The organism is Isoptericola variabilis 225, from assembly GCF_000215105.1.
Lineage (GTDB): Bacteria > Actinomycetota > Actinomycetes > Actinomycetales > Cellulomonadaceae > Isoptericola > Isoptericola variabilis_A.
The window spans coordinates 3,052,892-3,077,286 of record NC_015588.1 but is presented as its reverse complement, the minus strand read 5'-3'; the positions used below and the strand labels follow the sequence as shown (position 1 = coordinate 3,077,286).

Below are 24,395 nucleotides of genomic sequence, written 5' to 3'. Positions count from 1 at the left end.
GGTCCGTGCGGACCAAGGTCGTGGTCTCCGTCCTCGCGATGACGACCCTCGGCCTTCTGGCGACCGGGCTGCTCACGCACGCGATCCAGCGGCGCGTCGTCGTCGAGCAGGTCGACCGCGACCTCGCCCAGGAGGTGGAGGAGTTCCGGCGACTGGCCGATCTCGGGATCGACCCCGACACGGGCGAGCCCTTCACCGGCGTCGAGCAGCTGCTGCGCGTCGCGATCGAGCGCAACGTCCCGAGCGACCACGAGATGCTCGTGACGTTCCTCGCCGGCGAGCCGCGCCTGTACTCGCCGGCGTCGGCGCGCACCCTCGCGGACGACGCCGCCCTGCGGCAGTTCGTCGCCGGCGTGCCGGGGGACGCGCGCGAGGTCGTCGACGACTGGCTCGACACCGGGGAGGGGCGCGTGCACGTCGTCGTGGTGCCCGTGCGCGTCGAGGGAGACCCGGGGCAGACGGGCGCGTACGTCGTCGCCGCCGACCTCGGCGAGGCGCTCGAGGCGCAGCGCGAGACGATGCGTACGTTCACTCTCGTCGCCGCCGTCGTGCTCGTGCTCGTCGGCATCGTGGCGTGGCTCGTCATGGGCCGGGTGCTGCGGCCGCTCGAGCTCCTCGCGGCCACCGCACGCCAGGTCGGCGAGACCGACCTGCACCGCCGGGCGCCCGTCCGCGGCGACGACGACGTCGCGGCGCTCGCCCGGACCTTCAACACCATGCTCGACCGGCTCGCGGGCGCGATCGAGGGCCAGCGTCAGTTCCTCGACGACGCCGGCCACGAGTTGCGCACCCCGCTCACGGTGCTGCGCGGGCACCTCGAGCTCATCGACCCCGACGACCCGCGCGACGTCGTCGAGACCCGCGACCTGCTGCTCGACGAGACCGCGCGCATGAGCCGCATCGTCGAGGACCTCGTGCTGCTCGCGAAGGCCGAGCGCCCCGACTTCCTCGCGCCCGCGCCCGTCGACCTGGGGCGGCTGACGGACGAGCTGCTCGACAAGGCGAGCGCGCTGGGCGACCGCCGGTGGCGCCTCGACGCGCGCGCCGACGCCGTGGTGCTCGGCGACGTGCAGCGGCTGACGCAGGCGGGCCTGCAGCTCGCGGACAACGCGGTGAAGTTCTCCGCGCCGGGCACCGTGGTCGCGGTCGGCAGCGAGGTGTCCGACGGCGTCGCGCGGGTCTGGGTGCGCGACGAGGGTCCCGGCGTCCCACCCGAGGACCGGGCCCGCATCTTCGAGCGGTTCGCGCGCGCGGACGGCGCGGCGGGCAGGCCCGGGTCGGGGCTGGGCCTGGCGATCGTGCGGGCGATCGCGCAGGGGCACGGCGGCGACGTCACCGCGACCGACGGCGCGGACCGCGGGCTGCGCGTGACGCTCGAGTGGCCCGCGGACGGGGACGGCGGCACCGCCGTCGGGCACGACGGGGCGACCGACGACGGGCAGGAGGAACGATGAACCGCATCCTCGTGGCGGAGGACGAGGCGCGCATCGCGCAGTTCGTGCAGAAGGGCCTGCGGGCGCACGGGTTCGTGCCGACGGTGGTCGCCGACGGACGCACGGCGCTGCAGCACGCGATCAGCGACGAGTTCGACCTCATGGTGCTCGACATCGGGCTGCCGGACCTGGACGGGTTCCAGGTCCTGGCGCGGCTGCGCGACGTCGGATCGACGATGCCGGTGATCATCCTGACCGCGCGCGACTCGATCTCCGACCGGGTGGCCGGGCTGCAGGGCGGGGCCGACGACTACATGTCCAAGCCGTTCGGCTTCGAGGAGCTGCTCGCGCGGATCCGCCTGCGGCTGCGCGACCCGGCGTCGCGCGCGGCGGACGACGCGGTGCTCGAGCGCGGCGGGCTGCGCATGGACGTCACCGCGCGGCGCGTCTCGGTGGACGGGCGCGACGTCGACCTGTCGGCGCGCGAGTTCGCGCTCGCCGAGGTGTTCCTGCGGCACGCGGGCCAGGTGCTCTCGCGCGAGCAGCTGCTCTCGCGCGTCTGGGGCTACGACTTCGACCCGGGCTCGAACGTCGTCGACGTCTACGTGCGCTACCTGCGCAAGAAGCTGGGCGCCGACCGCATCCAGACCGTGCGCGGGTCGGGCTACCGCCTGCCCTGACCCGGCGCTACGGTGCGCCCATGCGACGGCGCGGCGCGGCGGCCCTCGGCCTGGTGGTGCTCCTGGTCGCCGGCGTGCTCGGCGCGTGCGGCGCCGTGACGGGCGAGGCGGAGGGCGGCTTCGGCACGCCCCAGGTGCGCGCGCTCGAGCCGCGCGCGCTCGCGGCGAGGTTCGCGGGCGAGCCGGTCGAGGTGTCCGCCCGCCTCGGTGCGCTGCCGAACGGCTGCCTCGTGGCGGTGGTCGACGGCGTCGAGCACCTCGCGTTCTGGCCGGACGGCACCGAGGCGGTCGACTCGTCCGACAGCCCGGGTGACTACACGCTGAGGCTGCCGGGCGGCACGGTGCTGCGGACGAGCGGGACCGACGGCGACGCGTTCACCGCGGTGGGAGTGTTCGACGACGGCGACGGGGCGCTCGCCGCCGACCCGGCGCGTCCGCACGACGACTACGCCGGCGCGTACGCCGGGTTCTGCGACGTCGACGCGCCGGCCGTGGCGTTCAGGGACGCGGCGACCTTCGTCGTCGAGTGATCCGATCCCTCGGGGAGGGTCAGTCCGGGGGAGGGGCGGTGCTCGCGCGCACGACGAGCGACGTGGGCAGGCGCAGGTGCTGCTCGCGCGGGGCGCCCTCGAGCAGGTCGAGCACCATGCGCAGGGCCTCGGCGCCCATGCGGTGCAGCGGCTGGGCGACGGTCGTGAGCGGCGGCGTGCTCGTCGCGGACTCCGGAACGTTGTCGAAGCCGACGACGGACAGGTCCTCGGGAACGCGCAGGCCCAGCTCCTGGGCGACCTCGATGACGTGGATCGCCGACTGGTCGTTGGCCGCGAAGACGGCGGTGGGCCGCACCCCGGTCGCCGGGTCGAGCAGCTCGCGCGCGGGGGTGTCCGCCGTCTCCGGGCGGTAGCCGCCGATCCGCACCAGGTGCGGGTCGACCGCGATGCCGGCGGCCTCGAGCGCCTGGCGGTAGCCCAGCTCGCGCAACCGGGCCGACTCGAGGTCCGTGCGGCCCCCGAGGTGGGCGATGCGGCGGTGCCCCAGGTCGAGCAGGTGCTGCACGGCGTCGCGCGCGCCCGTCGTGTTGTCGGAGTCGACGGTGTGCGTGCCCTCGGGACCCGTGTGCGGGTCGACCGCGACGACGGGGATGTCGACCGGCTCGGACATCACCATGGTGGGCGTGACGACGATCGCGGCGTCGATGAGCGTGCCGGCGAGCCGCGACAGCGAGCGGCGCTCCCAGCCGGCCTTGGCGCCGCCGTCGGACCCGCCGGAGTAGGCGAGCAGCTCGTACCCCGTGCCGTCCACGGCGGCCGAGATGCCCTTGAGCAGCTCGGTCGAGTACGGCTCGAACTCGGCGACGAGCACGCCGATGACGTTGGTGCTCTGGCGGCGCAGGCTGCGCGCGACCAGGGACGACTCGTAGCCCAGCTCGGCGACGACGGCGAGGACGCGCTCCGCCGTCGACGGCGAGACCCCGTACCGGTTGTTGACGACCTTCGACACGGTGGCCACGGACACCCCGGCGACGCGCGCGACGTCGGAGATCGTCACGCGACCCGGGGCGGTGCCCGCTCTTCGGGGCTGGGCGGCGGTGCTCACGGGTCGACAGTATGCGCTAGAGGGCCCTGAGGACGACTCCGCCCGGGTCGAGGCGTCCGCGTATCGAAATCGTTATCGACAACGTTTGACGAACCGGTGTGCGCACTGTCACTCTCGTCCATGGCAGACGTGACGCCGCGCTCGTGGCCCGGCCTGCCAGACCTGTCGACGACGACCGAGGGATCCACGATGACGAGGACTATGCGAGGCGCGACCGCTGTCGCGATCGGCGCGACCGTCTCCCTGCTCGCCGCGGCCTGCGCAGGGCAGGGCACCGCTGGCCAGGGCGACGGCGGCGGTGGCGAGACCGCCGAGGGTGGCGACGTCACCATCACCTGGTGGCACAACTCGAACCAGGGCGAGGGCAAGGAGTACTACGACCAGGTGGCCGCCGACTTCGAGGAGGCCAACCCGGGCGTGACCGTCGACGTCCAGGCCATGCAGCACGAGGACATGCTCACCAAGCTGCAGGCCGCCTTCCAGTCCGGCGACGACGCCCAGATCCCGGACGTGTACATGAGCCGTGGCGGCGGCGAGCTCAAGGCCGAGGTCGAGGCCGGCCTGGTCCGCGACCTCACCGAGGACGCGTCCGACACGATCGAGAAGATCTCCGCCTTCACCGGCCAGTACTCGGTGGACGACAAGGTGTACGCCCTGCCGTTCTCCATGGGCCTGGTGGGCTTCTGGTACAACAAGAACCTCTTCGAGCAGGCCGGCATCACCGACGTGTCGCAGAACCCGACGATCGAGGAGTTCTACGGCTGGATCGACCAGCTCAAGGCCGCGGGCATCACCCCCGCCTCCGTGGGCGCCGGCGACAAGTGGCCGGCCGCGCACTACTGGTACTACAACGTCGTCCGCGAGTGCCCGTTCGACACCGTCGAGACGGCGATCGCCGAGAAGGACTACTCCGACCCGTGCTTCACCAAGGCCGGTGAGGACCTGCAGGAGCTGCTCGCCAAGGAGCCGTTCAACCCCGGCTTCCTGGCGACCCCGGCCCAGACCGGCCCGACGTCGGCGTCCGGCCTCCTCGCGACCGAGAAGGTCGCCATGGAGCTCGCCGGCCACTGGGAGCCCGGTGTCGTGGGCGGCCTGCGCGAGGACGGCCAGGTGCCGGACTTCCTCGGCTGGTTCGCGTACCCGACCTTCCCGGGCCAGCAGGGCGACCCGCAGGACCAGATGGGTGGCGGTGACGCGTGGTCCGTCTCGGCCGGCGCGCCCGACGCCGCGGTCGACTTCGCGGAGCACCTGCTGTCCGACGAGGTCCAGACCGGCTTCGCCGAGCTCGACATGGGTCTGCCGACCAACCCGGCCGCGACCGGCTCGCTGGCGAACGAGACGCTCGCCCAGCTCATCCCGGTGCGCGACAGCGGCGGCAACACCCAGCTCTACCTCGACACGCGCCTCGGCCAGTCCGTCGGCCAGTCGATGAACGACGCGATCGCGCTGATGTTCGCCGGCCAGGCCGGCCCGCAGGAGATCGTCGAGGCGATCGAGTCCGCGGCCGCGAGGGGCTGACGACGTGGCAGACGACGTGACCACCTCCGTGGCCGCCTCGCCTGCGACGTCCCGCCCTCGGCCGGACACCGCCGGCCGCGCCCAGGGGGCGCGGCCGGCGGTGCCAGCACGGGGCGGACGCCGTGGGGGAAACTCGCAGCTGCGCAAGCGCCTCGAGATCGCCTTCTTCGTGACGCCCGCGCTGGCCCTCTTCGTCCTGTTCGTGATCTGGCCGATCCTCACGGCGGTCCAGCTCTCGGTCTACCGCTGGAAGGGCTTCGGGCCCCTGGTCGACTTCGTGGGCCTGCAGAACTACGTGCTCGTGCTGACCGACAAGGTCTTCACGGACGCGCTCGTCCACAACCTGATCGTCGTGGTGATGTCGATCGTCATCCAGCTGCCGATCGGCCTGGCGCTCGCCCTCCTGCTCAACCGCAAGATGTGGGGCCAGGGCCTCCTGCGCACGATCATCTTCGTGCCGTACGTGCTCGCGGAGGTCATCGCGGGCGTCGTGTGGTTCCAGCTCCTGCAGCCCCAGTACGGCGTCATCGACTCGATCCTCGGCGCCGTCGGGCTCCAGGGCCCGGCGCAGGGCTGGCTCGGCGACCCGGACATCGCGCTGTGGACCGTCATCGTGGTGCTCACCTGGAAGTACCTGGGCCTCGCGGTGATCCTCCTGCTCGCCGGCCTCCAGGGCGTGCCCGAGGAGCTCTACGAGGCCGCGCAGATCGACGGCGCCACCTGGTGGCAGGTCCAGCGCCGCATCACGGTCCCGCTGCTCGGCCCGACGATCCGCACCTGGGCGTTCCTCTCGATGATCGGGTCCCTCCAGCTCTTCGACATGGTGTGGATCCTCACCCGCGGCGGCCCCGCCAACGCGACGAGCACCATGGCGACCTACCTGATCGACGAGGGCACCCGGCGGCAGAACTTCGGCATCGCCGGCGCGGCCTCGGTGATCCTCTTCGTCGTCGCCCTCGTGATGGCCCTCGCCTACCAGCACTTCATCCTGCGCCGCGACACGCAGCCCGACGACGGGCGCCGCGCGAAGGCCCGGACGTCCCCGAAGGAGGCGACTCGATGACCGCCGTCACGACCGCTCCGCCCGGCACGGCGCCGGAGCCCGCCACCGACCGACCCCGCCGCGGCAACGCGTTCTCGGGCGGCAACCCGCTCGTGTACGCGATCGCGCTCGTCGTGGTCGCGCTCACCCTCGGGCCCGTGGTCTACGGGGTCCTCGGCGGCTTCCGCACCAACGCGCAGCTCGCCGCGGAGCCCGCGGGCATGCCGGACCCGTGGGTCCTCACCAACTACGCCGGCGTCCTGACCAACCCGGCCTTCTGGCAGTACACCTGGAACTCGGTCGGCATCGCGGTCATCACGACCGCGGTCGTGGTGGTCTTCGGCATCATGGCCGCCTACCCGCTGGCCCGTTACGAGTTCCGGTTCCGCGAGGGTCTGTTCATGGTGTTCGTCGTCGGGCTCCTGTTCCCGGCGGCGGTCGCCATCGTGCCGCTGTTCATCCTCATCACCCAGAACCTGGGCATGGGCAACACGTGGCTCGGCGTGGCCCTGCCGCAGGCGGCGTTCGCGCTGCCCATGACCGTCGTCATCCTGCGCCCGTTCCTCATGGCCCTGCCCAAGGAGCTCGAGGAGGCGGCAATGCTCGACGGCGCGTCCCGCATCGGCTTCTTCTGGCGGATCCTCATCCCGCTGTCGGGGCCGGGCATGGTCACCGTGGGGGTGCTGGCGTTCGTCGGCTCGTGGAACGCCTACCTGCTCCCGCTGCTGCTCCTCCAGGCCGAGAACAAGACGCTGCCGCTCGGCGTCGCCGACTTCTCGTCCGAGCACTCGGCCGACACGGCCGGCGTCTTCGCCTTCACCACGCTGGCCATGATCCCCGCGCTGGTGTTCTTCCTGGCGATGCAGAAGCGCATCGTCAACGGACTGCAGGGCGCGGTCAAGGGATGACCGCGCACAAGGAAGGACGGATGGACCCCATGACCGAAGCCGCCGAGGCCGCCGAGGCCACCGACGCGTCCGCGACGGTGCCGACGGCGCAGCCGGCGACGCTGCCCGCGTGGCCGGTCGTCTCCGACCGGGTCGCCGCGCTGCACGCGCGGATGACGCTCGAGGAGAAGCTCGCGCAGATCGTCGGGTTCTGGCCCGACCAGGGCGGCGAGGTGGTCGCGCCCATGCAGGGCGAGATGGCCTCGGGCGGCTCGACGACGCTCGCCGACGTCACGCGGCACGGCATCGGTCACTACACGCGCGTCTACGGCACGCGCCCGGTCGACCCGGCCGAGCGCGCCGCCTGGCTGTGGTCCGAGCAGCGCCGGCTCAAGGCCGAGACACGTCTCGGCATCCCCGCGCTCGTGCACGAGGAGTGCCTCACGGGCCTCGCCGCGTGGAAGGCCGCGACGTTCCCCACGCCGCTCGCGTGGGGTGCGTCGTTCGACCCCGCGCTCGTCGAGGAGATGGGCCGCCTCATCGGCGAGTCCATGCGCACGCTCGGCGTCCACCAGGGCCTCGCCCCGGTGCTCGACGTCGTGCGCGACCCGCGCTGGGGCCGCGTCGACGAGTGCATCGCGGAGGACCCGTACGTCGTCGGGACCGTCGCCACGGCGTACGTGCGCGGCCTGCAGGACGCCGGCGTGCACGCCACGCTCAAGCACTTCGCCGGGTACTCGGGCTCGCGCGCCGGGCGCAACCACGCGCCCGTGTCCGCGGGGCCGCGCGAGATCGCCGACGTCTTCCTGCCGCCGTTCGAGATGGCGGTGCGCGACGGCGGCGCCCGCTCGGTCATGAACGCCTACACCGAGGTCGACGGCGTGCCGATGGCCTCCGACCCCACCTACCTCACGGGCGTGCTCCGCGACGAGTGGGGGTTCGACGGCGTGGTCGTCGCCGACTACTTCGCCGTCGCGTTCCTCGAGGTCATGCACCAGGTCGCGGCGTCCCGCGGCGAGGCGGCAGCCCAGGCGCTCGCGGCGGGCATCGACGTCGAGCTCCCGGCCGGCGACGCCTACCTCGAGCCGCTCGCCGAGGCGGTCCGCTCCGGCCTCGTCGACGAGGCGTTCGTCGACCGCGCCGTGCTGCGCGCGCTCGCGCAGAAGGAGGAGCTCGGGCTGCTCGACGACGACGCGTTCGCGGACGAGCCGCCCGCCGTCGTCGACCTCGACACGCCGCGCCACCGCGAGGTCGCGCGCTGCCTGGCCGAGGAGTCCGTCGTGCTCCTGAGCAACGACGGGCTGCTGCCCCTGCGCTCGTGGCGCGCGGCGCCGTCGCGCGTCGCGGTCGTCGGGCCGAACGCGCACCGCGGCGACGCCCTCATGGGCTGCTACTCGTTCGCCAACCACGTGCTCGCGCACCACCCCGAGCAGCCGCTCGGGTTCGAGATCCCCACGGTCTTCGAGGCGTTCGGCGGTGCGTTCGCGGCGGCCGGGCTGCCGCGGCCCGAGCTCGTGCACGCGCGCGGCTGCGACGTCGAGGGCGAGGACACGTCCGGGATCGCCGAGGCGGTCGCGGCCGCGCGCACTGCCGACGTGGCCGTCGTCGTCGTCGGGGACCACGCGGGCCTCTTCGGGCGCGGCACCGTGGGCGAGGGCAACGACTCGGAGTCGCTCGAGCTGCCCGGCGTGCAGCGCCGGCTGGTCGAGGAGGTCCTCGCGACCGGGACGCCCGTCGTCATGGTCGTGCTCTCGGGCCGGCCGTACGCGATCGACTGGGCGCTCGACGGCGACCGCCGTCCCGCGGCCGTCCTGCAGGCGTTCTTCCCCGGCGAGGAGGGCGGCACCGCGATCGCCCACGTCGTCGCGGGTGCGGTGAACCCGTCCGGCCGCCTGCCCGTGTCGCTGCCGCGCTCCGCCGGCGCCCAGCCGTACTCCTACCTGCACCCGGTGCTCGGCGGTCCGTCCGACGTCACGTCGACCGACTCGACACCGCTGCGGCCCTTCGGCTTCGGGCTGTCGTACACGTCGTTCTCGTACTCGGAGCTCCAGGTCGACCCGGCCGTCGAGGCGGGCGGCACGTTCACCGCGTCGGTCCGGGTCACCAACACCGGCGACGTCGCCGGGTCCGACGTCGTGCAGCTCTACGGGCGCGACGTCGTCGGCTCGGTCACGCGGCCGGTGGTGCAGCTCCTCGCGTACGAGCGCGTCGCGCTCGAGCCGGGGCAGTCCGCCGTCGTGCGGTTCGCCGTGCCGAGCGCGCGGTTCGCGTTCAGCGACCGGCGCATGGTGCGGATCGTCGAGCCGGGCGACGTCGAGGTGTGGGTCGGGTCCCACGCCGCGGCCGCGGCCGACGAGGGCCCGGAGGACATGCAGCACATGACCGGCGGGGCGATCACCAACGCGAAGGCGGTCACCAAGCGCGAGCTCCCGGGAACCGCGACGCCGCGCACCACGGTCGCGATCACCGGGCCCGTGCACGAGGTCACCCCCGCGGACCCCCGCGTCGTGACCGCCGAGGTCGAGCTCCCCCCGGCGAGGTAGAACCGCACCGGGCGAGGGAGAAGAACACCCGGCGAGGGAGAGCGCGAGAGCGTTCTCCCTCGCCGGGTTTCGCTCTGCCTCGGCGTGAGAGGGTGGTGGACATGCGGGTGGACGTCTGGCTGTGGGCGGTGCGGCTCTTCAAGAGCCGGTCGGCCTCGGCGTCGCTGCTGCGTGCCGGGCGGGTCCGCGTCAACGGAGTCGTGGCCAAGCCGTCGACGCCGGTCAAGGTCGGCGACCGCGTGACGTGGCGCGACCCGCTGCGCGACCGCATCGTCGTCGTCAAGGAGCTCCTGCCCAAGCGGGTCGGGGCGCCGCTCGCGGTCGAGGCCTACGAGGACCAGAGCCCGCCGGTGCCGACCCGGGAGGAGCGTGCCGTCGTCGGGCTCCGCGAGCGCGGCGCCGGGCGGCCGACCAAGCGCGAGCGGCGCGAGATCGACCGGCTGCGCGGTCTGCGGCGCGGGTAGCGGCCCGCCCCTGCGCTACCTCGGCGTGTGGAGCGCTACCTCGGCGGATCGTGCGCTACCTCGCGGGGGTGGCGGTGAGGCGTAGCGTGGACGCCGTGACCACCACGACCGTGCGGATCTTCCTCGTGGACGACCACGAGGTGGTCCGCCGCGGCGTCGCCGACCTCCTCGAGACCGAGCCCGGCCTCGAGGTCGTCGGCGAGGCGGGCACGTGCGCCGAGGCCCTGACGCGCGTGCCGGCGCTGCGTCCCGACGTCGTCGTCCTCGACGTGCGGCTGCCCGACGGCGACGGCGTCTCCGTGTGCCGTGAGCTGCGGTCCCGGCTCGACGTCGCGTGCCTCATGCTCACGTCCTTCGACGACGACGAGGCCCTGTTCGACGCGATCCTCGCCGGCGCCGCCGGCTACGTGCTCAAGCAGGTGCGCGGCACGGACCTGGTCGCCGCGATCCGCACGGTCGCGGCCGGGGGCTCGACGCTCGACCCGCGCGCCGCGGGCCGCGTGATGGAGCGCATGCGCGCGCAGGAGCGCCCGGAGGACGACCCGCTCGCCGGGCTGACCGCCCAGGAGCAGCGGATCCTCGCGCTCATCGGGCAGGGCATGACCAACCGCCAGATCGGCGCCGAGCTGTTCCTCGCCGAGAAGACGGTCAAGAACTACGTGTCGAGCCTGCTCGCCAAGCTCGGCCTCGAGCGCCGGGTGCAGGCCGCCGTGCTCGCGACGCGGCTCGAGCAGCAGCAGCGCTGACGACGGCGCTCACGGCTCGAGCGGCACGCGCCAGCGCACGGTGGTACCGGGAGACCGGTTCTCGACCTCGAGCGTCCCGCCGAGCTCCACGGCCCGGCGCTCGAGGTTGGACAGGCCGCTGCGGGGAGCGCCGTCCGGGACGCCCGTGCCGTCGTCGGACACCGTCATGACGACGTCGTCGCGCACGGTGAGCGTGACGCCGACGCGCGACGCGTGCGCGTGCCGGGCCGCGTTGGACAGCGTCTCGCGCAGGACCGCGACGAGGTGGTCCGCGGTGGCCGGCGGCACGAGCGTGTCGATCGGCCCCTCGAGCCGCAGCGCCGGCGGGAACCCGAGCGTGCGCGACGCGGCCTCGACCTCCGCGATGAGGCGGGAGCGCAGACCCACGCGCCGCGAGTCGCCGGGGACGTGCTTGAGCCCGCGGATCGTGGTGCGGATGAGGCTGATCGTCTCGTCGACGTCGTCGACCGCGCCCGCGACGCGCTCGGCGTCGGTCCCGGCGTCGGGCCGGTCCTGCAGGCGCCGCCCGACGCCCTGCAGGCTCAGGCCCGTGGCGTAGAGGCGCTGGATCGCCAGGTCGTGCAGGTCCCGCGCGATCCGGTCGCGGTCGCGCAGCACGGCGAGGCGCTCCGCGTCCCGACGGCGCTCGGCCAGCTCGAGCGCGACGGCGGCCTGGCCCGCGAACGCGGTGAGCGCCTCGACGACGACGCTGCGGAACGGTGCCGTGCCGCGCCGGCGGCCCACGGTCAGCACGCCCGCCGTGCGGCCCGGCCCGCCGAGGGGCAGCGCGGCCAGCGGCCCCACGGTGCCGGGCGGGAAGAAGGCGAGCGTCGCGCGGTCGTCGACCGACGCGTCGGCGCTCACGATGGGCTGCCCGGACAGGTACGTCTCGGCCGAGAACGAGCCGGCCATCGGGACGGTCCGGCCGAGCAGCCGCTCGGCGCCGACGCCGGCGGCGGCCCGCACGCGCAGGCGCAGCGGCGTGTCGTCGTCGGGCGTCGCGAGCGCGGCGAGGTCCGCGCCGGCGACCTCCATCGCCTGCTCGGCGACCGCCTCGAGCACGTCCTCCGGCGCGTCCCCGGCCAGGACGCGGCGCGAGATCTCGTCGTTGCCGTGCGCCCACCGTTCGCGCAGGCGCGCCTCGTCGTAGAGCCGCGCGTTCTCGACCGCGACGGCCGCGGCCGACGCGAGGCCCTCGACGAGCCGTTGGTCGGAGGCCGTGAACTCGCCGCCGCCGCGCTTGTCGGTGAGGTAGAGGTTCCCGAACGGGTTGCCGTGCACGCGCAGCGGGACCCCGAGGAACGACGTCATGGGCGGGTGGTTGGCCGGGAAACCGACCGACCGCGGGTGCGCGGCGATGTCGCCGAGCCGCAGCGGCTCGGGGTGCCGGATCAGCTCGCCGAGGATGCCCTTGCCGCGCGGATACGGGCCGATGGCGCGGATCTCGTCGTCGGTCAGCCCGACGGTGATGAACTGGGCGATCAGGCCGTCGTCGCCGAGGACGCCGAGCGCCGCGTAGCGTGCGTCGACGAGGTCCGCCGCGGCGCGGACGAGGCGCTGCAGCGTGGTCTGGAGCTCGAGGCCGCGCCCGACGGAGAGGACGGCGCCGAGCAGGACGTCGACGTCGTCCTCGGTGGGCACGCCCCCACGCTAGCCGGAGTCCGTGGTGACCGGCTCGGGACCTTGGTCCCGAGACCACGGGGCGCGCGGCACTGCCGGCACCCCGCCCCCGCGTGGCCCACTGGTGGGGTCAGGACGCACCCGCGTCCGCCGGAGGGAGGTCGCCGTGAACGTGTGGCGCAGGGGAGTGGTCGTGGGCGTCGACGGCTCCGACGCGGGCTACCGCGCCTTGGACTGGGCCGCCACGGAGGCGGTGCGGCACGACGCCCGCCTCACGGTGCTCGGCGCGTACGTGGTGCCCGTGACCCCGGGCTCGGTCGGCTACGGCGTCGGTCCCGACGACCTGCGGGCCCAGGCCGAGGACGTCGTGGGCGGCGCGCTGCGCCGCCTGGCGGCCACCCGTACGCGGTGGCCCGGGTCGGTCCCCGACCCCGAGGACGTCGACGGCGACGTCGTGCGCTCCTCGGCCGCGGCCGCCCTGGTCCAGCGCTCGTGCACGAGCGACCTCGTGGTCGTCGGCCGCCGCGGGCTCAGCACCTTCGACCGGGTCGTCCTCGGCTCGGTGTCCTCGGCGGTCTCCGCGATGGCCGCCGGCGCCGTCGCCGTGGTGCCCGGCGACGTCGAGGCCGAGCCGGTGTGGCGGGTCGTCGCCGGCGTGGGCCGCGACGACCGTGCCGGGCACGTCCTGGGCCTCGCCTTCGAGGAGGCCGAGCGCTCCGGCGCCCCGCTCGTCGTGGTCCACGCGCTCGAGCAGGAGCGGGTCGCAGGGCTGACCGCCGACGAGCTCGCGTGGGTGCAGCGCTACCGCGACGACGTGACCACCGGCCTGCGGGAGGAGGCCGAGCGGTGGTCCGAGAAGTTCCCGCGCGTGCGCTGGTCGCTCGAGGTCCGCCCGGGCCCCGCGGCCGACGTCCTGCTGCGGGCCGCCGACCCCCGCACCGTGCTCGTGGTCGGCGGCCGGAGGCACACCCCGCTCGCCGGCCGGATCCTCGGGTCCGTCCCCGACCGTCTCGTCCGCCACGCACCCTGCCCGGTGATCGTGGCGCACGAGCAGCACTGAGCCCGCCCCCCGCGCTCGGTGCAGCACGTGGCGGGTGCCCGACGTCGGGCACCCGCCACGCGCGCGTCCGGACGGATCCGCCGCGCCGGACCGCTCAGCTCGACCAGGTGGCCGGCGGCTTGGCCGGCGCGTACAGCCACGTGTCGAAGAAGGCGTCGAGGTCGAGGCCCGACACCTCCTCGTACAGCGCCTGGAAGTCCTGCGTCGTGGCCGCGGACCCGCCGAAGCGCTCGACCCACAGGCGCGCACCGGCGAAGAACGCCTCGTCGCCGACCTCGAGCCGCAGGGCGTGCAGCGTCGCGGCACCGCGGTCGTACACCTGGCCGGCGAACAGGTTCAGGGGCCCCGGGTCGCCGATCGGCAGCGCCCAGTACGTGGGGGCGCGGCCCGCCGCGTACCAGGTGTCGTACGCCTGCTGGGCGGTGCGGATGCCGCGGTGCTCGTTCCACAGCCACGTCGCGTACGTGGCCCAGCCCTCGTTGAGCCAGATGTCCTGCCAGCGGGCTGGGCTCACGTGGTTGCCGAACCACTGGTGCGCCAGCTCGTGCGCGACCGTGCCCTCGCTCGCCTGCCGCGAGTAGACGGGCCGCGTCTGCGTCTCGAGCGCGTAGCCGAGCGTGTCGTCGTCGACGATCGAGCCGTAGGCGACGAACGGGTACGGGCCGAACAGCGACTCGAAGACGTCGATCATCTCGGGCTGGCGGGCCAGGCTCGCGTTCGTGATGCTCAACGCCGACGCCGTGAGGTCGCGGTCGACGTAGTCGTGGATCGGCACGCCGCTCGAGCTGGTCGTCACCGGGCGGACCTCGAAGTTCCCCACGGACGCCGTCGCGAGGTACGTCGCCATCGGGTCGGGCGCGTCCCAGGACCACGTCGTCCAGCCGTCGACGGTGGTCGGTTCGCCCGCGGGGAGGCCGTTGGCGACCGCGACCGTGCCCTCGGGCACGGTGATGCCGAACGTGAACGTCGCCTTGTCGGTCGGGTGGTCGCTCGAGGGGAACCACGTCATCGCGCCGTCGGGCTCGCTCGCGACCATCGCGCCGTCGCGCGTCGTGACCCAGCCGTAGAGCGAGCCCTCGACGTCGGTCGGCCGGCCCGTCGTCCCGCCGTACTCGACGACCACGTCGACCGTCGTGCCGGCCTTCAGCTTGGGGCGCGGCTGGACCACGAGCTCCCAGCGCCGCTGCACGTCGTCGGACACCTGCCAGAACGCCGCACCCTCGACGCTCTCGCCCTCGGCGGGCGGTGCGACGGCGGCCGCGGGCCGGCCGTCGACGCTCACGGCCGACGCCTCGAGCCCGCGCAGGTCGAGGTGGAACGCCTCGAGGTCCTGCGTCGCCGTCAGCGTGAGGGTCGCCGTCGCCTCGAGCGTCCCCGCGAGCGGTGCGGGCGCCGGGGAGGGCGGCGTGTACGTGAGGTCGAGGTCGTAGTGCTCGACGTCGTACCCGCCGTTGCCCGAGTAGGGGAAGTACGCGTCGCCCGCGCCGTCCGAACCGACCACGTGGCGTGCCTCGCCCGGCCGGTCCGGCGCCGCGACCGCGCCCGTCGACGCGCCGAGCGCGACCCCGACCGTCACGACCGCGGTGAGCACCGCCGTCGTCCTCCTGCGTTCCGTCCTGCGCACGCCCCTCCTCGTCCAGCGACTGTGGTGCGCGTCACTGTAGGGGACGGGTGTTACGGGACGGTGTCACACCTCGAGCGTGCGCTGCGACCAGCTCGCGCCGAGCGTCTGCAGGACCTCCTGCGGGCTGCGGTGCGTGGCGCGGGTGTAGGCCTCGAGCGACAGGACCGACGCCGTGAGCAGCGTCGTGAGCACCTGACGTGCCGCCTGCGGGTCCGCGCTCGCCTCGTCGAGCATCTCCTGGACCACGCGCGAGCGGATGCCGAGCCCCGGTTCGGAGCACGCCGTGAGCAGCGCGATCGTCATCGACCCTGCGTCCGTACCCATGAGGCCCCCTCCATGGTTCGTACTCCCGGGTCTACCGCACGCGGAGCCGGCTCGCACGTCAGGACGCGCCCGGACCTGGGGTGATCGTGCGCGGGCCGCCGCTCGCGGCGGTCACCGCGTCACCACGTTGACGATGCGCGGCAGGCGCACGACGACGCGCACGACGTCGCGGCCTGCCGTCGCGCGGGCGACGCCCGGCGTCGCGAGCGCCGCGGCCCGCAGCGCGTCGGCGTCGACGTCGGCCGGCACCGTGACACGGTCGCGCACGCGGCCGTCGACCTGCACGACCGCCTCGACCGTCTCCTCGTCCAGCAGCTCCGGGTCGACGGCGGGCCAGGCCGCCTCGGCGACCGACGGCGGGTGGCCCAGGCGCTCCCACATCTCCTCGGCGGTGTACGGCGCGACCAGGCCGAGCAGCACGGCGACGGTCTCGACCGCCTCGCGCACCGCGGCCGCGTGCGCGGCGGCCTCCTCGCCCGGCCCCGGGCCGGCGTCGATCGCGGTGCGCGCGGCGGTGACCAGCTCCATGACGCGGGCCACGACCACGTTGAACCGGTCCCGCTCGAGGAGGTCCTCGGCGTCGTGCACCGTGCGGTGCGTCGTGCGGCGCAGCGCGTGCGCGCGCGTGCCGGGTGCGGCGTCGCCCGGCGCGACGTCGGCCGCGGCCGGTGCGGCGCCCCCGGCCGCCGCGACGTCGTCGGCCAGCCGCAGGGCGCGTGCCAGGAAGCGCTGCAGCGACGCGGGCGCGACGTCGGCCCAGTCGACGTCGTCCTCCGGCGGCCCGGCGAACACCATGGCGAGGCGCACCGCGTCGACGCCGTACCGGTCGAGCTGCTCGCCCAGGTCGACGCCGTTGCCCAGCGACTTGCTCATCGCGCGGCCGCGGTTGACGACCTGCCCCTGGGCCAGGAGCGACGCGAACGGCTCGACGACGTCGACCCACCCCAGGTCGTGCAGCACCTTGGTCACGAACCGGGCGTAGAGCAGGTGCAGCACCGCGTGCTCCCCGCCGCCGACGTACCGGGCGGCGGGCATCCAGGGGCGGGCGTCCTCGCGGCGGAACGGCACGTCGTCGGCGCCCGGCGAGCAGTAGCGCAGGAAGTACCAGGACGAGTCCACGAACGTGTCGAGCGTGTCGGGGTCGCGCTCGGCGTCACCGCCGCACCGCGGGCACGCGACCCGGCGCCACGCGTCCGCCGCGGGCGACGCCAGCGGCGACCGGCCGCGCGGCAGCAGGTCCTCGCCCGCCAGCTCGGGCAGGCGCACCGGCAGCTCGTCGTCGGGCACGGGCACGACCCCGCAGGCCGGGCAGTGCACCACCGGGACGGGCGCGCCCCAGTACCGCTGGCGGGAGACCAGCCAGTCGCGCAGCCGGTACGACGTCGCCCGCTCGCCGCGGCCGGAACGCTCGAGCCGCGCGACGGCGTCGTCCACCGACGCCCACGTCTCGCCCGACCCGGTCGGCAGGCCGTGCGCCGCGGCGAAACGCGCGTCCCGCTCGTCGTGCGCGGGGACACCCATGACGACGCCCGTGCCGTACCCGGGCAGCACGTGGTCGGCCGCCCACACGGGCAGGCGCTCGCCCGACGTCGGGTGGACGACCCACGCGCCCAGGAACGTGCCGACGGGCGCGCGGTCCGCCGTCGTGCGTGCGATCTCGCCCGCGTCGAGCGCGGCCTGCCGGCACGCGGCCAGGGCCTCGGCGCGGTCCGGGGAGCACAGCTCGGCCGCGACCGGGCTCTCGGGGGCGACGGCGAGGAACGGGGCGCCCGGCAGCGTGTCGGGGCGCGTCGTGAACGCCTCGACGCTGCGCGCGGAGCCGCCGCCCACGACGTCGAACCGGACGCGCGCGCCGGCGCTGCGGCCGATCCAGTTCCGCTGCATGGCCAGGATCCGGGCCGGCCAGGCGCCGTCGAGCAGCCGCGTGTCGTCCAGCAACCGGTCCGCGTACGCGGTGATGCGCACGAACCACTGCGTGAGCTCGCGCCGGACCACCGCGGTGCCGCACCGCTCGCAGCGGCCCCCGACGACCTGCTCGTTCGCCAGGACCGTGCGGTCCTGCGGGCACCAGTTGACCGGCGCGGTCGCGCGGTACGCCAGGTCGTTCTCCAGCAGCCGCAGGAAGAGCCACTGCGTCCAGCGGTAGTACTCGGGCCGGTGCGTCTCCAGTCGTCGCGACCAGTCGAACGAGACGCCGTACCGGCGCATGGTCGCGGCCTGCGTCGCGATGTTGGCCTCGGTGTAGACGGCCGGGTTCTCGCCGCGGCGGATCGCCGCGTTCTCCGCGGGCAGCCCGAACGAGTCCCAGCCGACCGGGTTCATGACGTCGTACCCGCGCAGCCGCCAGTAGCGCGCGACGACGTCCTCGAGCGCGAAGACCTCCGCGTGCCCCATGTGCAGGTCGCCCGAGGGGTACGGGAACATCGTCAGCAGGTAGCGGCGCCGGCGGGCGCCGTCGTCGCGGGCGCGGAACGTGCCGCGCTCGGCCCAGACCCGCTGCCACCTCGCCTCGAGCTCGTGGTGGGCGGCGCGGGTTCGCGCCGGGGCGGGCGTCGGGGTGCGCGGCGTCGTGGTGGACATGGTTCCTCCGGGGGCTCGGCTCGTCGTCGGGCACGAAAAAACCCCTCGCGCAGGAGGGGTTGCCGCGCTGAGCGTGCCCGAGGGAACCGAGTCAGCGCGGCCTGGTAAGGAGGAGCCGCACCACGTGCATGGATCGAGTCTTGCCGCAGGTCGGCAAGGGTGTCAACGGTGCTCGCCGCAGTGGGTAGGGTTTTCGCAGGTCGCGGCGGTGCGGGTGCCGGCGCGGGACGGGCGGGGGAAGACGGGCATGGTCGGGCGACGAGGACGGCGTGCGGTGCGCAGGGCGGTCGCCGGGCTGCTCGGGGCCGGTGTGCTCGGCGCGACGCTCGTCGCGGGGCCGGTCGCGACGGCGGACGAGGGGCTGGCCGAGGCGTCGCACAGCCGGTTCGTGCTCGACACCGCCGACACGGTCGTCGAGGCCTCGGTGACCGTCACGATCCGCAACGTCACGGTCGACCGGCACACGGCCGAGGGCACGTACTACTCGTACTACGACAGCTACGGCATCCCCGTGCCGGCCGGTGCCAAGGACGTGCGCGCGGTGAGCGGCGGCGCGACCCTGCCGGTGCGGCTCGCGCCCACCGAGGATCCGAGCACCGCCGTGGCGACGGCGTCGTTCTCACCGCTCCGCTCGGGGCAGACCCGCACGATCGAGTGGACCTACACGATCCCGGGCGCGCCGATCCGCTCCGAGGACTACACCCGCGTCGGCCCGGGCTACCTGACGTTCGCCGCCCAGGGCGTCGGCGACCCGGGCGAGGTGACGGTCGAGGTCGTGCTGCCCGCGGCCATGTCGTTCGACGCGACGTCCGACGTGTTCACGCCGGCGCGCGACGGCGACACCGTGACCTACACCGCGGACGAGAGCACCGAGGACGGCGGCATCTGGGCCGTCGTCTCGGCCCGCGACGCCGGCGCCGCCGACGAGCAGCAGGTCGAGGTCGGCGACGTGATGCTCACGCTGCAGAGCTTCCCCGGCGACACGGAGTGGCTCCGGTTCGTCGGCGAGCGCGTGACGACGGGCCTGCCGGTGCTCGAGGACGTCGTCGGGCACCCGTGGCCCGGAGGGCTCGAGACGATCCGCGAGGACGTCTCGCCACAGGTCCTCGGGTACGCCTGGTTCGACCACGGCGCCGACGAGATCGTCATCGCCGAGGATCTCGACGACGTCGTGCTCTTCCACGAGCTGACCCACGCCTGGCTCAACCCCGACCGGCTCGCCGGGCGCTGGCTCTACGAGGGGCTCACCGAGGTCGTGGCCCACCGCGTCGTCGCGGCCACCGGCGGCTCCGGCGAGCCGCGCGGCACGCCCGAGCGCGACGCCCCGGGCGCCCTGCCGCTGCTCGAGTGGGAGGAGTTCGACGGCGCGCGCGTGCCCGAGGTCGAGGACTACGCGTACGCGGCGTCGTACACCGCGGTGCGGGAGCTGCTGGGCGACCTCGACGACGAGGCGTTCACCGCGGTCGTCGCGGCCGCGTACGCGGGCGAGAGCGCGTACGAGGAGCCGGGATCCACGACGGCGAACCGGGGGCGCACCGACTGGCGCCGGTTCCTCGATCTCGCCGAGGAGCGCGCGGGCGTCACGGACGGCACCGACGTCTACCGCACGTGGGTGGTCGACGACGCCGCGCGCGACCAGCTCGACCGGCGCGCGGAGGCCCGCCAGACCTACGCCGCCCTCGACGGCGCCGACGGCGCGTGGCAGCCGCCGCTCGGCCTGCGCCGCGCGATGACCGACTGGGAGTTCGACTCCGCGGCGACGATCGTCGGCCAGGAGCTCGGGACGGCGCCGGCCGAGGCCGCCCGGGTCCAGGAGGCGGCCGAGGCGGCGGGCCTGCCCGTGCCTGAGCCCGTCCGCGCGGCGTACGAGACCGCGGAGGCCGACGAGGAGTACGGCGCGCTGCAGACGCTGCTGCCGCGCGCCGTCGAGGTGATCGGTGCGGTGGGGGAGGCGGCACGCGCGACCTCGGGCGACCGCGACGCCCTCTCCGCGCTGGGCGCGGTGCTGCTCCGCGTCGACCGCTCCGCCGCCGACGCGCGGGAGGCCCTCGCGGACGGCGAGCTCGAACGCGCCGCGGCGCTCGCGGACACGGCCTCCCAGCGTGCCGGATGGGCGCTGTGGGCCGGGCTCGGCGCCGTCGTCCTGGTGGTGCTGCTGCTGGCCGGTGCCGTGCTCGGCGTGGTGCGCGTCGGTCGTCGTCGGCGTGCGGTGCGCGTGACGCCGCCCGCCCCAGCGGCCGGGCCGGCCACGTCGGCCGAGCCGACCCCGCCGGCCGACGGCTACGCCTTGTCACCGGAATCGGCCCAGAACGGCGACAAGCTGTAGCCGTCGGGCGTGGCACGTGCCCGATCGACCTGGTGACTCTCCGTCACGCCGCTGCCGTCAGTCGTGCAGGATCCGCTGGAAGAGCACGTGGTCCTGCCACCGCCCGGCGATCTGCAGGTACTTCGGCGCCACGCCGATGCGCTCGAACCCGGCCCGCTCGAGCACGCGCTGCGACGCGGCGTTGTGCAGCAGCGTCGCGGCCTGCACACGGTGCAGGCCGAGGTCGTCGCGGGCGTGCGTCACGGCGGCCTCGACCGCGGCGCTCATGATGCCGCGGCCGGCGAGCCGCGCGTCGACCCAGTAGCCGAGGTGGGCGTTGCAGAACGCGCCGCGCACGATGTCGCTGAGGTTCACGCGGCCGACGATCTCGCCGTCGCGCTCCAGCACGAGCGGGACCGACCGCCCGTTGAGGTGCTCGAGCAGCTGCACCGGGATGCGCTGGGCCTGGTAGTCGGCCTCGTAGAACGCGGCCGGCCGCGCGGGCTCCCACGGCTCGAGGTGCTCGCGGTTGCGCGCGTACGCCGCGGCGAGCGCGGCTCCGTCGTCGCGCGCCAGGAGGCGGAGCGTGACGTCGTCGGGCAGCGTCGCGAGCACGGGATCGTCGGCCACGCCCTGCAGCCTAGGACCCCGCGCCCGCGCCGCCGACGCCACCTCTGCTCGATGGCGGCTACTTGATCGCGCCCATCGACAGCCCGCGCACGAGCTGCTTCTGCGCGATCCAACCGGCGAGGATGACGGGCAGCGACGCGAGGATCGCCGCCGCGGAGAGCCGGGCGAGGAACAGGCCCTCGCTGGTCATGGTCGACACGATGAACACCGGGACGGTGGCGGCGCGCGTCGCGGTGAGGTTGAGGGCGAAGAAGAACTCGTTCCACGCGAAGATGACGCAGATGAGCGCGGTCGCCGCGACGCCCGGCGCGACCATCGGCAGCAGCACCGACCGCATGGTCCGGCCGAGCCCGGCGCCGTCGACCTGCGCGGCCTCGAGCACCTCGCCCGGCACCTCCTGGAAGAACGAGCGCATCATCCACACCGCGATGGGCAGGTTCATCGCCGTGTAGAGGACGACCAGGGTCCAGACGTTGTCGAGCACGTGCAGGCGCCCGGCAATGACGTAGATCGGCACGATGACGGCCACGACGGGGAGCATCTTCGTCGAGATGAAGAAGAACAGTACGTCGTTGACCTTGCGCACGGGCCGGATCGACAGCGCGTACGCGGCCGGGACGCCGAGCGCGAGCACGAGCAGGGTCGACACGCCCGCGGCGATCGCCGAGTTGGCCACGTACGTGCCCGAGCCGGCGTCGAGCACCGCGCGGAACTGGTCGAGCGTCGGCGTGAAGAACCACGTGGGCGGGTTCGACGACGCCTCGCTCTCCTGCTTGAACGCCGTCATCGCCATCCAGGCGACGGGGAAGAAGAACCCGAGCGCGAGAACCCACGTGAGCGTCGTCAGCAGGGGCCCGACGGCGCTGCGCCGGCGGGTGTAGGTCGGTGCGGTCGCGGACATCGTCACTCCTTGACGTCGAAGCTGCGGAAGATGAGGCGCAGCGCGAGCGAGGCGACGACGATCGTGGCGATGACGACGACGACGCCCATCGCGGCCGCCTGCCCGACGTCGAACCCCAGGAAGGCGCGCTGGTAGATGTAGAAGGGCAGGTTGGCGCTCTCCGTGCCGGGTCCGCCGGCCGTCATGAGGTAGATCTGGTCGAAGGTGTTGACCACGTAGATGATCCCGAGCAGGACGCCGAGCTCGATGTAGCGCCGCAGCTGCGGCAGCGTGATCGACGCGAAGGTGCGCCAGGCGCCCGCGCCGTCCATCGCGGCGGCCTCGAGCACGTCCTTCGGCTGCGCCTGCAGCCCGGCGAGCACGAGCAGCATCATGAACGGCGTCCACTGCCACACGAGCGCCATGAGGATCGCCACGACCGGGTACTGCGACGTCCAGTCGACCGGCTCGACACCGAGCAGGCCGATGGTCCAGTTGAGCAGCCCGTAGGTGGGGTTGAGCATCGCCATGGACCACAGCACCGAGCTCGCGGCCGGCATGACGAGGAACGGCGTGATGAGCAGCGTGCGGGCGACGCCGCGGCCGCGGAACGGCCGGTCGAGCAGCAGCGCGAGCACGATGCCGAGCGCCATGGCGACGAGCACGCAGCCGAGCGTGATGACGACCGAGTTCCACGCCGTCTGGCGGAACGTCGAGTCGAGCACGATGTCCGCGTAGTTCGACAGGCCGACGAACCGGTCGGCGTCGGGCCGCAGCAGGTTGTACGAGCGCAGCGAGTACCAGATCGTCACGAGGAACGGGATCTGGGTGACGGCGATCGTGAAGAGGAGCGCGGGCAGCAGCGGCCCGCGGCGGCGCCACCCCTCGCCGCGCTCGGTCGCGGTGGTGCGGACGGCGGGTCGCGGCTGCGGGGTGCGCGGCGGCGCTGCGGTCACGGCGGTCATCGGTCGTCTCCTTCGTCCTGCGCGGCGGCCCGGTAGGACTCGGCGACCGTCTCGGCGTAGCGCTGCGACTGCTCGATCGCCCGGTCGACGGACACCTGGCCCGCGATGGCGGCGGACATCTGCTGGCCCACCCGGGTGCCCAGGTCCTGGAACTCGGGGATGCCGACGAACTGGATCCCGGGGAACGGCACGGGTGCGGCCATGGTCCGCTCCTGCGTGGCGTCGGCCATCGAGGCGAGCGTCGCGTCGGCGTACGCCTCGGAGACCGCGGCGTACTCGGGGATCTCGTAGGTCGACAGCCGGCTGCCCGGCGGCACGCGCTCCCAGCCGAGCTCGGTGCCGACGAGGCGGATGTACTCCTTGTCGGTCATCCAGGACACGAAGTCCCAGGCGGCGTCCTTGTTCTGGGACGTGCTCGTGATGGCGAGCGACCAGGTGTAGAGCCAGCCCGCGGCGTCGGTCTCGGCGACGGGCGCGGGCACGTAGCCGACCTTGCCCGCCACGAGGGACGACGACGGGTCCTCGACCGAGGAGACCATCGACGTCGCGTCGTACCACATGGCCGTCTGGCCCTGCGCGAAGCGGGTGAGGCAGTCGCCGAAGCCCGACGTCGCGGCGCCGGGCTGCCCGTACCGCTGCACGGTGTCGACGTAGGTCTCGATGGCCTCGCGGTTCTCGGGGGAGTCGAGGCGTGCGTTCCAGTCCTCGTCGAACCAGCCGCCGCCGTACGTGTTCATGACGGTCGTCAGGGGCGCCATGACCTCGCCCCACCCGGCCAGCCCGCGCAGGCAGATGCCGGAGAAGTTCTGCGCCGGGTCGTGGAGCTCGGCCGCGAGCTCGCGGACCTCGTCCCACGTGGGGCGCTCGGGCATCTCGAGACCGGCCTGCTCGAACAGGTCCGTCCGGTACGCCAGGAACGAGGACTCACCGTAGAACGGCACCGAGTACATGTCGCCGTCGTACGACAGCGCCTCGCGCACGTTCGGCACGAAGTCGGCGTCGTCGTAGCCCTCGGTCCGCTCGATGTACGGCTGGAGGTTCTCGATCCAGCCGTTGGCGGCCCACATCGGGGTCTCGTAGTTGGAGATCATGACGACGTCGAACTCGCCGCCGCCCGTGGCGACCGAGGCCGTGATCTTGGCGCGCGCCTCGTTCTCCGGCAGGGACACGAACCGCACGTCGACGTCGGGGTGCTCGCGGCGGAACTCGTCCTGCAGCGAGATCGCGTCCTGCATCTGCGGGTTCGACACGATGGCGACGACGATCTGCGTGCCGTCGCTCGAGCTGACGGCGCCCGCGCCGGCGCAGCCGCCGAGCGCGATCGCCGTCGTCGCCAGGGCGGCCGTGAGGCGGCCGGCGCCGGGTCGGTGTCGGAGGCGGCCCTGGGGCGGGGCCGCGGCTGGTCGTCGGAACATCGTCGTCCTCACGTGGGTGACGGGCGGGGATCCTCGGTGAACTCTCGCTCAGATGAGCATTTGCGAAACTCTCATCTGAGACG

At 74.0% G+C, this 24,395-nt stretch carries 20 protein-coding genes; 11 read left to right on the top strand and 9 right to left on the bottom strand.

Features of this window, described 5'->3' with window-relative positions; genetic code table 11:
- Nucleotides 1-5 precede the first annotated feature (5 nt).
- The 3 genes from ISOVA_RS14170 to ISOVA_RS14160 are packed head-to-tail and all read left to right on the top strand — an operon-like array spanning nt 6 to nt 2,643.
- The gene (locus ISOVA_RS14170) at nt 6-1,454 is read left to right on the top strand and encodes a sensor histidine kinase (RefSeq protein ID WP_233275914.1); all 1,449 of its coding nucleotides are present in this window, start codon (nt 6-8) and stop codon (nt 1,452-1,454) included.
- A complete protein-coding gene (locus ISOVA_RS14165; RefSeq protein ID WP_013839891.1) occupies nt 1,451-2,113 on the top strand; it encodes a response regulator transcription factor in 663 nt (220 codons plus the stop codon). Before ISOVA_RS14170 ends, ISOVA_RS14165 begins: the two co-directional genes overlap by 4 nt.
- A 20-nt stretch (nt 2,114-2,133) precedes the next feature.
- Complete coding sequence (locus tag ISOVA_RS14160; protein WP_013839890.1) at nt 2,134-2,643, top strand: hypothetical protein; 510 nt, start codon at nt 2,134-2,136, stop codon at nt 2,641-2,643.
- 19 nt (nt 2,644-2,662) lie between these two features.
- Here ISOVA_RS14160 and ISOVA_RS14155 read toward each other — a convergent pair whose 3' ends face one another.
- On the bottom strand, nt 2,663-3,709 hold the full coding sequence (locus tag ISOVA_RS14155; RefSeq protein ID WP_049788368.1) for a LacI family DNA-binding transcriptional regulator: 1,047 nt from the start codon (nt 3,707-3,709) through the stop codon (nt 2,663-2,665).
- Between the two features lie 189 nt (nt 3,710-3,898).
- Between ISOVA_RS14155 and ISOVA_RS14150 the strand changes: the two genes are divergently transcribed.
- The 6 genes from ISOVA_RS14150 (at nt 3,899) to ISOVA_RS14125 (ending at nt 10,909) form a co-directional block, all read left to right on the top strand.
- A complete protein-coding gene (locus ISOVA_RS14150) occupies nt 3,899-5,227 on the top strand; it encodes an extracellular solute-binding protein (protein WP_013839888.1) in 1,329 nt (442 codons plus the stop codon).
- A 4-nt stretch (nt 5,228-5,231) separates the two neighbouring features.
- Nucleotides 5,232-6,290 carry a carbohydrate ABC transporter permease gene (locus ISOVA_RS14145; protein WP_013839887.1) on the top strand — a complete coding sequence of 353 codons (1,059 nt, stop codon included), beginning with the start codon at nt 5,232-5,234 and terminating at the stop codon, nt 6,288-6,290.
- A complete protein-coding gene (locus tag ISOVA_RS14140; RefSeq protein WP_013839886.1) occupies nt 6,287-7,177 on the top strand; it encodes a carbohydrate ABC transporter permease in 891 nt (296 codons plus the stop codon). Before ISOVA_RS14145 ends, ISOVA_RS14140 begins: the two co-directional genes overlap by 4 nt.
- A gap of 20 nt (nt 7,178-7,197) precedes the next feature.
- Nucleotides 7,198-9,699 carry a beta-xylosidase/alpha-l-arabinosidase gene (locus ISOVA_RS14135; protein WP_013839885.1) on the top strand — a complete coding sequence of 834 codons (2,502 nt, stop codon included), beginning with the start codon at nt 7,198-7,200 and terminating at the stop codon, nt 9,697-9,699.
- Between the two features lie 101 nt (nt 9,700-9,800).
- Complete coding sequence (locus tag ISOVA_RS14130; RefSeq protein ID WP_013839884.1) at nt 9,801-10,163, top strand: RNA-binding S4 domain-containing protein; 363 nt, start codon at nt 9,801-9,803, stop codon at nt 10,161-10,163.
- A gap of 86 nt (nt 10,164-10,249) precedes the next feature.
- Nucleotides 10,250-10,909: a response regulator gene (locus ISOVA_RS14125; RefSeq protein WP_013839883.1), complete on the top strand. Its 660-nt coding sequence runs from the start codon at nt 10,250-10,252 to the stop codon at nt 10,907-10,909.
- Nucleotides 10,910-10,918: 9 nt separating this feature from the next.
- On the opposite strand, the gene ISOVA_RS14120 is transcribed toward ISOVA_RS14125, so the two are convergent.
- Nucleotides 10,919-12,550, bottom strand: a complete 1,632-nt coding sequence (locus ISOVA_RS14120; RefSeq protein ID WP_013839882.1) for a sensor histidine kinase — start codon at nt 12,548-12,550, stop codon at nt 10,919-10,921.
- A gap of 145 nt (nt 12,551-12,695) precedes the next feature.
- Between ISOVA_RS14120 and ISOVA_RS14115 the strand changes: the two genes are divergently transcribed.
- Nucleotides 12,696-13,589 carry a universal stress protein gene (locus ISOVA_RS14115; protein ID WP_013839881.1) on the top strand — a complete coding sequence of 298 codons (894 nt, stop codon included), beginning with the start codon at nt 12,696-12,698 and terminating at the stop codon, nt 13,587-13,589.
- Nucleotides 13,590-13,683: 94 nt separating this feature from the next.
- Here ISOVA_RS14115 and ISOVA_RS14110 read toward each other — a convergent pair whose 3' ends face one another.
- The 3 genes from ISOVA_RS14110 to ISOVA_RS14100 all read right to left on the bottom strand — a co-directional run bounded on the left by ISOVA_RS14110 (nt 13,684) and on the right by ISOVA_RS14100 (nt 18,117).
- A complete protein-coding gene (locus ISOVA_RS14110) occupies nt 13,684-15,180 on the bottom strand; it encodes a M1 family metallopeptidase (protein ID WP_013839880.1) in 1,497 nt (498 codons plus the stop codon).
- 96 nt (nt 15,181-15,276) lie between these two features.
- Nucleotides 15,277-15,537, bottom strand: coding sequence for a hypothetical protein (locus ISOVA_RS14105; RefSeq protein ID WP_013839879.1), 261 nt, complete (start codon nt 15,535-15,537; stop codon nt 15,277-15,279).
- A 111-nt stretch (nt 15,538-15,648) separates the two neighbouring features.
- Nucleotides 15,649-18,117 (bottom strand): leucine--tRNA ligase, encoded by a 2,469-nt coding sequence (locus ISOVA_RS14100; RefSeq protein WP_013839878.1) that lies wholly within the window; start codon nt 18,115-18,117, stop codon nt 15,649-15,651.
- Nucleotides 18,118-18,391: 274 nt separating this feature from the next.
- On the opposite strand from ISOVA_RS14100, the gene ISOVA_RS16865 reads away from it, so the two are divergent.
- The gene (locus ISOVA_RS16865) at nt 18,392-20,443 is read left to right on the top strand and encodes a serine/threonine-protein kinase (RefSeq protein ID WP_013839877.1); all 2,052 of its coding nucleotides are present in this window, start codon (nt 18,392-18,394) and stop codon (nt 20,441-20,443) included.
- 57 nt (nt 20,444-20,500) lie between these two features.
- Here ISOVA_RS16865 and ISOVA_RS14090 read toward each other — a convergent pair whose 3' ends face one another.
- The 4 genes from ISOVA_RS14090 to ISOVA_RS14075 are packed head-to-tail and all read right to left on the bottom strand — an operon-like array spanning nt 20,501 to nt 24,312.
- Nucleotides 20,501-21,052, bottom strand: coding sequence for a GNAT family N-acetyltransferase (locus tag ISOVA_RS14090; protein WP_233275911.1), 552 nt, complete (start codon nt 21,050-21,052; stop codon nt 20,501-20,503).
- Between the two features lie 58 nt (nt 21,053-21,110).
- Complete coding sequence (locus tag ISOVA_RS14085; protein WP_013839875.1) at nt 21,111-21,953, bottom strand: carbohydrate ABC transporter permease; 843 nt, start codon at nt 21,951-21,953, stop codon at nt 21,111-21,113.
- 2 nt (nt 21,954-21,955) lie between these two features.
- The gene (locus ISOVA_RS14080; protein ID WP_013839874.1) at nt 21,956-22,897 is read right to left on the bottom strand and encodes a carbohydrate ABC transporter permease; all 942 of its coding nucleotides are present in this window, start codon (nt 22,895-22,897) and stop codon (nt 21,956-21,958) included.
- The gene (locus ISOVA_RS14075) at nt 22,894-24,312 is read right to left on the bottom strand and encodes an ABC transporter substrate-binding protein (protein ID WP_013839873.1); all 1,419 of its coding nucleotides are present in this window, start codon (nt 24,310-24,312) and stop codon (nt 22,894-22,896) included. Before ISOVA_RS14075 ends, ISOVA_RS14080 begins: the two co-directional genes overlap by 4 nt.
- Between the last annotated feature and the right edge of the window lie 83 nt (nt 24,313-24,395).

Coding starts and splice junctions, on each gene's coding strand:
- ISOVA_RS14135 (WP_013839885.1), top strand. CDS start 7,198: ATGGACCCCATGACCGAAGCCGCCGAGGCCGCCGAGGCCACCGACGCG.
- ISOVA_RS14100 (WP_013839878.1), bottom strand. CDS start 18,117: ATGTCCACCACGACGCCGCGCACCCCGACGCCCGCCCCGGCGCGAACC.
- ISOVA_RS14080 (WP_013839874.1), bottom strand. CDS start 22,897: ATGACCGCCGTGACCGCAGCGCCGCCGCGCACCCCGCAGCCGCGACCC.
- ISOVA_RS14075 (WP_013839873.1), bottom strand. CDS start 24,312: ATGTTCCGACGACCAGCCGCGGCCCCGCCCCAGGGCCGCCTCCGACAC.
- ISOVA_RS14165 (WP_013839891.1), top strand. CDS start 1,451: ATGAACCGCATCCTCGTGGCGGAGGACGAGGCGCGCATCGCGCAGTTC.
- ISOVA_RS14150 (WP_013839888.1), top strand. CDS start 3,899: ATGACGAGGACTATGCGAGGCGCGACCGCTGTCGCGATCGGCGCGACC.
- ISOVA_RS14160 (WP_013839890.1), top strand. CDS start 2,134: ATGCGACGGCGCGGCGCGGCGGCCCTCGGCCTGGTGGTGCTCCTGGTC.
- ISOVA_RS14140 (WP_013839886.1), top strand. CDS start 6,287: ATGACCGCCGTCACGACCGCTCCGCCCGGCACGGCGCCGGAGCCCGCC.
- ISOVA_RS14105 (WP_013839879.1), bottom strand. CDS start 15,537: ATGGGTACGGACGCAGGGTCGATGACGATCGCGCTGCTCACGGCGTGC.
- ISOVA_RS14130 (WP_013839884.1), top strand. CDS start 9,801: ATGCGGGTGGACGTCTGGCTGTGGGCGGTGCGGCTCTTCAAGAGCCGG.
- ISOVA_RS14085 (WP_013839875.1), bottom strand. CDS start 21,953: ATGTCCGCGACCGCACCGACCTACACCCGCCGGCGCAGCGCCGTCGGG.